This is a genomic window from Kingella denitrificans ATCC 33394, assembly GCF_000190695.1.
GTDB classification, from domain to species: domain Bacteria; phylum Pseudomonadota; class Gammaproteobacteria; order Burkholderiales; family Neisseriaceae; genus Kingella_A; species Kingella_A denitrificans.
The window spans coordinates 1,576,423-1,585,251 of record NZ_GL870929.1; the positions used below are offsets into that span (position 1 = coordinate 1,576,423).

General features: G+C 39.1%; 7 protein-coding genes and 2 pseudogenes. 5 read left to right on the forward strand and 4 right to left on the reverse strand.

Features of this window, described 5'->3' with window-relative positions:
* Together HMPREF9098_RS07975 and HMPREF9098_RS07980 are read left to right on the forward strand one after the other, a co-directional pair.
* Positions 1-280, forward strand: a 280-nt coding sequence (locus HMPREF9098_RS07975; protein ID WP_003783692.1) for a hypothetical protein, incomplete at its 5' end; no start/stop codon positions are given.
* 563 nt (positions 281-843) lie between these two features.
* Positions 844-1,626: a hypothetical protein gene (locus HMPREF9098_RS07980; protein ID WP_003783694.1), complete on the forward strand. Its 783-nt coding sequence runs from the start codon at positions 844-846 to the stop codon at positions 1,624-1,626.
* Between the two features lie 86 nt (positions 1,627-1,712).
* On the opposite strand, the gene HMPREF9098_RS07985 is transcribed toward HMPREF9098_RS07980, so the two are convergent.
* On the reverse strand, positions 1,713-1,880 hold the full coding sequence (locus tag HMPREF9098_RS07985) for a type 2 periplasmic-binding domain-containing protein (protein ID WP_231105387.1): 168 nt from the start codon (positions 1,878-1,880) through the stop codon (positions 1,713-1,715).
* Between the two features lie 42 nt (positions 1,881-1,922).
* On the opposite strand from HMPREF9098_RS07985, the pseudogene HMPREF9098_RS12100 reads away from it, so the two are divergent.
* Both HMPREF9098_RS12100 and HMPREF9098_RS07990 read left to right on the forward strand, forming a co-directional pair.
* Positions 1,923-2,239, forward strand: a pseudogene (locus HMPREF9098_RS12100) (helix-turn-helix domain-containing protein); the annotation flags it as partial.
* 49 nt (positions 2,240-2,288) lie between these two features.
* Positions 2,289-2,534 (forward strand): annotated as a pseudogene (locus tag HMPREF9098_RS07990) (transposase); the annotation flags it as partial.
* Between the two features lie 274 nt (positions 2,535-2,808).
* On the opposite strand, the gene HMPREF9098_RS07995 reads toward HMPREF9098_RS07990, so the two are convergent.
* Together HMPREF9098_RS07995 and HMPREF9098_RS08000 are read right to left on the reverse strand one after the other, a co-directional pair.
* Positions 2,809-4,938, reverse strand: a complete 2,130-nt coding sequence (locus tag HMPREF9098_RS07995; RefSeq protein WP_003783705.1) for a heavy metal translocating P-type ATPase — start codon at positions 4,936-4,938, stop codon at positions 2,809-2,811.
* Entirely contained in the window at positions 4,931-5,299 is a 369-nt protein-coding gene (locus HMPREF9098_RS08000) for an ArsR/SmtB family transcription factor (protein WP_003783707.1), read from the reverse strand. The genes HMPREF9098_RS07995 and HMPREF9098_RS08000 overlap by 8 nt, the downstream gene beginning before the upstream one ends.
* A 202-nt stretch (positions 5,300-5,501) precedes the next feature.
* Here HMPREF9098_RS08000 and HMPREF9098_RS08005 point away from each other — a divergent pair, with 202 nt between their 5' ends.
* Positions 5,502-5,801 (forward strand): DUF5960 family protein, encoded by a 300-nt coding sequence (locus HMPREF9098_RS08005; protein ID WP_003783708.1) that lies wholly within the window; start codon positions 5,502-5,504, stop codon positions 5,799-5,801.
* An 813-nt stretch (positions 5,802-6,614) separates the two neighbouring features.
* Here the strand turns inward: HMPREF9098_RS08005 and HMPREF9098_RS08015 are convergent.
* The gene (locus HMPREF9098_RS08015; RefSeq protein WP_003783713.1) at positions 6,615-8,717 is read right to left on the reverse strand and encodes a heavy metal translocating P-type ATPase; all 2,103 of its coding nucleotides are present in this window, start codon (positions 8,715-8,717) and stop codon (positions 6,615-6,617) included.
* Positions 8,718-8,829: the final 112 nt, after the last annotated feature.

The window sequence follows — 8,829 nt, forward strand, 5'->3', positions numbered from 1 at the left end:
GAGGCAGTCACTGGCTAATTATCCTGATATACAAAAAGCCTTCAGCCAACAGAAGCAAAAAATAAAAGAAGATGCAAAAAAAGAACCAGTACCAAATGTAACGATGGATTATTTGCTAAAACAAGTTAATAATTTGAAGGCTCAGGTACAACGCTTGGAAGAAATTAATGAGCGATATAAACAGCAATTTATTGTATGGCAATATAATGCATATATGCATGGGATGACACAAGATACACTAAATAAGCCTCTTATTGCTGTTAACCGTCAACGTAGGTAATTTATAGGATGTAAGGTAAATTATTTTTACTATAGTAGTCTCTACAAAAGATCGTTTGAAAATCAATTTTCAGACAATCTCTTCACACCTATTAAACTTCTTGATGGGTAGAGTAGAAAACAATTTTCGTCAACATCTACTTCTTCTGGCCGGAGAGATACAGAAGTTTAATGGCGCGTCAAACACTATTGTACTGAACTACTTTCTGCTCAAGCCCGCACCCCAACTTGCAGCAGTCTCCACTAAATCTTTATTTTGTTAACAATATGGATTTGCTCAGCTTTACTCACGTCTTGCCGGAGACAAGCACACGGTCATGTATGCAAAAATTCAAGACTGCTGCATGGTTATTAATCCCAAAGGTATTCCAAAAAATAATTGTGCAAACTAGTTATCGGAACAGGAACGCAATTGAAGTGTAACGCGAAATTTCAGGCAATCTGCATACCTCGCAATGACTGTGGCTGTCTAAACCTCGCCATTTCAGGAATGAACCCATGCCAAACACCCACACTCATACCATCCAATCAACGCATGTCTACGACTGTACAATATCCACTTGTATGCTGGCTGATTGGACCTTCACCCGCTACCACACGCCCGGCAAATCCCAGTATGCCGTGGTGTACGGCACGGTCGCACAAGACGGGTCGGGGCGCTTTGCCGCAGGCAGCCGAATCCGCACCTCGCCCGTTACCCGATGGGCGGCACCGCTGGCTCATACGCACAACTCGGTGTATTGCCTGCCAGAGGGTGCAGGCTGCTTTTGCGACCTGCCTGCAACCTTGCAGCCCGCCATCGACTGTTTGGGTATCGATCCTGCCGAAGCGGCCGTTATCCTGCAAAACGCCTTCATGCAGCCTGCAGATGCTTTGCCTGAAACCGCCTGTTTCGGCGTTCCGGTGATGCGGCCGGTAGGGCAGAGAGATTTTCCGGTCATCATGGAACATCACATCGCTGCATTACCGTTCTATCCGTTTTGGCGGGACAGCAGCATCGGTTCCGCCCAAAGCCTGATAGACGGACAAGCCGCCGTATTTCTGCACGATTGGAACGCATTCTGCCGCCGGTTTGTCCGCACCGGCAGACACCGCGGCCAAACAGGCCACACAGACAACCAAGCCATAGACGGCCAATACAGCTATTTCGGCCTGCCGATTGTGCATACGTCAGGACAAGACAACGCCCCTGCCGTATCGGAAGCCGACATCGCCAAACTACCGTTTTACACCTATTGGCACACCGCCTGCGCTTCCGATGTACATCCATTAACAGACGGCACGCACGTTGTACCCCTTGCCGACTGGGAAGCCTTCTGCCAACGGTTGGTATTGACCGGCAGATAGGTAGGCAAAAAAGTGCAGGCTGCTTTTTGTGTTTCAGCATCGTGGAAACTCAGCTTTCTTACAGAAATTTTGTTGAAGCTTTATTTTCAGATGATCTCCATCCGCAGCGCATCCACAATCAGCTTAAACACATTCGAATGCCCGCGGCGGCTGGGGTAATAGAGGTAAAGCGGTTCGTAAGTCATAGCATACTCAGGCAACAGCTCGACCAGGTGCTCCGAATTGAGTACATCCGCCACGCTCATATGTGCCACCCACGCGATGCCGAGGCCGTCTGAAACGGCTTGCAGGCGCAGATGATTGTGGCCTATTCTGTTGATACAAAGAATAAAGCCGTAGAAATGAAATTACAGGGATATAGTACAAAACAAATAATGCAGGAGTTAAACATAAAAAAATGAAACTCAAGTAGAAACATGGTTTAGATGGTATAAAAATGGAGAAACTCATCGTTTCCACCAACAGATAGGAAAACAATATTCTTACGAAAAAGGAATGGCTGAACTTTCAGAAATCGATCAATTAAAATTAGAACTAAAAAGAAAAGAAGTTGAATTAGAAATATTAAAAAATACAAGGAATTGGAAAGGAAGTGTCGCCTCAAGTAGTTGTATAGTTAGTGGAAGAATTGAAAGATAAATATGCGGTACATTTAATTTGTTCTTGCCAGTAAAGGCATACGTCCATCCATGTCTCGCAAGGGAACCAGCATAGATAATGGCATGATGGAGTCCTTCTTTGGTATCTTGAAAACAGAAATGTTTTACGGATTTGAGAAAAATTTCAAGTCTCTGGATCAACTGGAGCAAGCTATTACCGAGTATATTTTTTACTACAACAATAAACGCATTAAAGCAAAACTAAAAGGACTTAGTCCTGTTCAGTATAGAACTAAATCCTTTCAATAATATTTTTTGTCTAACTTTTTGGGGTCAGTACAATGACTCATAAATATTTTTTTGCAAGTTCAAATACTCCATGAGATTAATAACTTTATTATTTTCGCCAACTTTACTAATCGTATAAACATTCTCCAAATTTCTCAACATCAATTGAGAAATTTGGCTTTTTCCGTTGCTCAGTTAAAGCGTCCTTTAGTTGTATATTTCCTGTTAATATCCCTTTTGAAGCATAACATTGTTTTCAATGATCGCACCCGATTGTTGACACCCATTTTAGAACCTATTCTTTGATTTTCAATAAGCGTAAACTGTTTAATGTTACAAGTAAAGTTGCTCCCATATCAGCAAATATCGCTATCCAAAGTGTTAACCAACCGGGCATGACCAAAAGTAATGCCACTAATTTAATCGCCAAAGAGAAGGTAATGTTTTGCTTGATGATTGCTAAAGCCTTACGACTTAATTTTATTGTATATGGCAATTTACTCAAATCATCAGACATTAAGGCGATGTCAGCCGTTTCTAAAGCTGTATCAGTTCCAGCACCACCCATTGCTACACCAACGGTAGATGCCGCAAGGGCTGGAGCATCATTCACGCCATCTCCGACCATCCCCACACTTTGATGTTTTTCTCGAAGTTCTTTAATAAAATTAAGCTTATCTTCTGGAAGTAAGTCAGCTTTAATATCCGAAACACCAACTTGTTTTCCGATGGCTGTTGCCGTTCTTTGGTTATCGCCTGTTAGCATCACTGTTTCGATTCCCATATTGTTCAACTTGCCGATAACTTCTTTAGACGATTCCCTCATTTCATCGGCTACGGCAATAAACGAAAGAATTTCTTTTTCTGTTCCTAACACCATCACCGTTTTACCTTGAGTTTGCATATCGGCAATTTTTTCTTTTTTATCGCTTGAAATGCTTCCGTGTAATTCCTCAAAAAGATTTTGACTTCCCACATAATACATTTCATTATTTATTTTGGCTTTAACGCCTTTACCTGTAATGGATTGAAAATCCTCTACTGTTACTTCATTGAATTTTAATCCATTTTCTTCTGCTTTTCGCATAATCGCTGAAGCAAGAGGGTGCTGCGATCCTTTTTCAATGGCTGATGTTATGGTTATTAATTCATTTTCATTTCTACCATATGTCACAATGTCTGTTACAGCTGGAATCCCTTTGGTTAATGTTCCTGTTTTATCAAAGGCTATCGCTTTTAAGTGTCCTGCTGCTTCTAAATGGATACCACCTTTAATTAATACACCATTTTTCGCTGCATTTCCTATTGCTGTAACCACAGCAACTGGAGTTGAGACTACTAAGGCACAAGGACAACCAACCACTAATACAGCTAATCCTTGATAAATCCATTGGCTCCAGTCTCCGCCAAATAATGGTGGAACTACTGCAATTAAAAGAGCTAGTATGACAATAGCTGGTGTATAGTATTTTGCAAATTTATCGACAAACGCTTGAGAGGGGGCCCGTTCTGCTTGGGCTTCTTCTACCAAGTGAATGATTTTTGAAAGAGTGGTATCTTCAACTCGTTTTGTTACTTTAACCTCAAGTAACCCTTCTTCATTCAAGGTTCCTGCAAATACTTCATCATTTGTGATTTTCGTTACTGGAACACTTTCACCTGTAATCGCAGCCTGATTTAATGTCGATGTACCTTTAACCACTATTCCATCCATTGCTAACTTTTGACCGGGCTTAACTATCATGATGTCTCCAACTTGAATCTCATCAACATGAATCATCATTTCTTCATTGCCTCGTCGAATTAACGCTTCTTTTGGGGCAATATCCATTAAAGATTCAATAGATTGACGTGCTTTATCCATTGAATAACGCTCTAATGCTTCACTAATCGCAAATAGGATAACAACGGTTGCCCCTTCACCCCATTCACCAATAATTGCAGCTCCTATAATGGCAATAGTCATAAGCGTATTCATATCGAAATTTAATCTGCTTAAATTTTTGAGACCTTTAATAAATAACGAATATCCACCGATTAAAATGGACGCTGCATAACCAATTGTCGGTAGAACATGCTCTTCACCATACTGCTCTCCTAAGAACCAGCTAACTACAAGTAAAAGAGCTGATATATATACCTTAATGTTTTCTTTCTGCTTCCAAAAAGGTTCTCCTTCTACCCTTTGTTCTTTTTCATCTCGAATTTTTAAATTTTCAAATGCTCCTGCTTTTTCTAATTCTTCAATGGTTGTCGTCCCTTTAACATAAACTTTAGATGCTCCGAAATTTACTTTCGCATCCTGAACACCGGGAAGTTCTTTAACATTATTTTCAAAAATGGCTGCACAGTTAGTACAAGTAAATCCTTGAACACGATAGGCTTTCATTTCTTCTTCGAACTGTTTTGCTTTCCCACTAGACATTGATCTTCACCTCTTTCTTAAGTGCCAATGCAATCATCATAATTTGTCTGATATGCTCATCATCTAATGAATAAAATGCAAGTTTTCCCTCTTTTCGAAACTTAACAATCCCTTGCTTATGGAGCGTTCGCAGGTGATGAGAGGCATTTGCAACCGTAACACCTATAATATTTGCAATATCACACACACACAGTTCGTCATCTTGACACAATGCATAGGTAATTTTTGCTCTATTTTTATCTGCAATAGCTTTTAACATTTGGGCAACACTAGAAATATCTACTGTCTGTAAATTACCTTGTATTCGATTGACCTTTTCTTCGTCATAATAATAAATTTCACAAGTATCTTTTTTAATCATATTCTCACCCCAATATCATTCAAGTATTTGCTTGAACATAGTATAGCCCTTTTCATTACTTAATTCAAGTGTTTTTTTGAGTGAATAAAGAAATTCATAAAAAAAGACTTGGAGTACCCAATTCTAATAACAAAATAACCAATCTGCATAAGACTTTAAGTACATAACATTATTAGTATTGAACTTGTTGAGGAGGTGCTCTATGAATCAGGTTGAATTTCAGCGTAATCACCTACAAATGGACTATTACAGCGAGAGCTACCAAGATTTTGAACGTGACTTCTACCGCTACTCCAACATGAATATTCCATTGACCTTTCTGACTGATGATATCCTCAAAACAATGGCAACTTCTCGTAAGAATTACTTTGTCCTCAATAAGGAAAAGGCTAGAGATAACCGTGATCACTTCTTCATTTTCGACATAAGCACCTTAGAAGAGAATCCACTAATCTACCGCTATTCGTACAAGAAAACTACAACATATTTAGTACAAAAATAGGAGTGATGCAAAAGACCACTCCTATTTTCTATCGTCTCATTATATAATTAAAATCACCATTTTATTGAAGCAACTAGATTCTTAGGAATTATTTTTTCTATAATATCTAATTGCGCCGAATGTACTGGTACTTCTTCCTTTTAAATGAAATGTTTAGGTTTTATTGGCTTATCAAAATAGATGGGTTTGCAAGAATATCTCTACTATCATCTACCCTTTTTGGGAGACGAGAATTTTAAACATCTCGTCCTGATAATATGTGCCAATTTTTGGTCCCAGATATTGTTATTTTGTTTCATCATTTCAGCCATGATTTTCAGCTCAAACTCTGCGCAATTATTCCTGGGTTTGAACTAGCTTTGCCAACAGGCGTTGCATTATTAAACGTTGAATTACCGGAGACCGTAATCAAGGCTAAATTACCAAAGCAATTCAGATCTTCATTTTCCAAAGGGAGCAACTCTGTTGGATTTTGCGGATAGATATGAAGAAAATTTATAATTTGTGCATTTAAGCCCTTCAAAGTCTTCAACTTTAAACATTAGCGGCTTGTAACTTTCAAATCGCTGATTGATGTTGTCATTGTATATCATTGTTGAAAAAGCCCACAAAGCACCTACGATTAGTACGAGTACAGTGAGCACAATCATTCGTACTCTTGATTTTTTTGAGTTTCTCATTAAAAATCGTGTTGGTAGAAAAATCGACTACTTCTACCAACACGATTTTACAAAGAGCCAGTACTCACATCTCTTTTTCTCCTGTAAAACTATTGTATCTTGATACTTTAAGGAGTTTCAATCATTCGATCTGTTAACCATTATTTTTTGGTTCTAAACTTAATAACATAGCATTAATGGCGACGATGACTGTTGACACAGACATTAGGATTGCTCCTAATGCAGGGCTTAATGTGATACCAATAGGAGCCAAAATTCCTGCAGCTAGAGGGATAGCTATAAAGTTATAACCAGCTCCCCAAAATAGGTTTTGTTTCATTTTACGAGTTGTTTTGTGTGCTAATTCAATGAATGATTCAATATCTCCTGGATCGGATTGAGTCAATATGACATCAGCTGAATCCAATGCAACTTGAGTTCCAGCACCTATAGCTATACCAACATCTGCTAAGGCAAGAGAAGGAGCATCATTTACACCATCACCTACCATGATAACTTTCTTTCCTTCATCTTTAAGTGTTTTAACCAACTCATATTTGTCTTGTGGAGATTGATTTGATCTATATTCAATCCCTAAAACTTCTGCCGCGCCTTGAGCCGCTTTTTCATTATCACCTGTTGCCATAATGGGTTGAATATTGTTCTTTTTAAGAGCTTTAATTAACTCTTTACTCGTTGGTTTTAATTCGTCCCCTAAAGCTACAGCACCAATGGCATCATCGTTTTCTACTAAGACACTAAGAGTTGCTCCTTTTGGAATATCCATATCAAGATTACGTCCATAGGCTTTTTGACTGATTAATTGGTAACGGTGCCCACCTGCTTTACCCTCTACTCCAGCACCGGAAATCACATCAATCGAATCAAAAGATGCTGGACGTATACCTTGCTGCTCGGCGAATCTTATAATTGATTGAGCAATTGGGTGGCTAGATCCTCCTTCAATACCTGCCAATAAGGCAATGGTTTCCTCTTTTGTATATTTGTCATTAAGAAGTTTTACATCTAATACTTTAAATTCACCAGTTGTTAAAGTACCTGTTTTATCTAAAATCATCACATCTGCATCTTGAGCTATTTCTAAGGCTTGGCGGTCTTTCACCAGTAACCCACGACTGGCTCCTAAGCTTGTGCTACGGGCGGTGACCAATGGAATAGCCAGACCTAATGCATGTGGACAAGCTATAACTAAGGTCGTGATAGTAAAGGTAACTGCCGTTGGGATATCTCCAATAATCATCCACACTACAAAAGCAATTAGCGCGACAATAACAGCAATATAGAAGAGCCACCCTGCAACCTTTTGAGCAATATTTTCTGCTCTGGAAGGCTGACTTTGAGCTTGGCTGATTAAATTCTGAACTTGAGAGATGAAGGATTGATCACCTGTCTCATTCACTTTAATATAAAGAACCCCTTCTCCATTTGTTGAGCCTCCGATTACTTTATCGCCAGGACCTTTTTGAACTGCTTTTGATTCTCCAGTCAAAAGAGCTTCATTTACACGTGATTCGCCACGCTCGATAATCCCGTCTGCTGGCACATTTTCTCCGGCTTGAACACGAATTAAATCACCTACCTGTAAGTCAGCAACTGGTCGTGTTTCAATTGAATCATCTTCTAATACAACGTGAGCATCTTTTGGTACCAACTTAGCCAATTCTCTTTGTGCGTCTCCTGCTTCTCCAATAGCTTTCATCTCAATCCAGTGACCTAATAGCATGATTAATAGTAATGAAGCAAATTCAAAGAAAAAGTCCATCACATGTTCACCCGTTACGTAGGTGATGATTACAGCATAAATACTGTATAAATATGAAGCACTTAAACCTAAAGAAACTAGAGTCATCATTCCAGGTTCTTTTTGTTTAAATTCGTCAACTGCGCCTTGATAGAATGGACGTCCACCATAAATAATTAATATAGTAGATAAAATAGCTACTACAATATCAGAATATGAAAAAGTAAACTGGAATGGTAGTTCAAATCCATACATAGGGGATAAGAACATAATAATGATTCCTAGTGGCAATGACTTTAAGAAAAGTTCCTTAAAGCTTCCGTGATGATGGTGGTCATGCCCTCCGTGCCCACTGTGGTCATGACCAGCATGATGGTCGTGATGTTGATCCTTATGGTCTCCATGTTCATCTGTGATTCCATGCTCGTGTTTTAACTTATCCATGTCGTCATAATCATGGTGATTATGGGACGAATATCTGTTGTCATTATTCATTTTAAATTACTCCTTATACTTAATGATGATGTAAATGACATTCGCATTGTCCTTCTGGACAATTGCAATCCACTTTTTCTACTGCGAAAGATTTTTTCATCTCTAATATTTT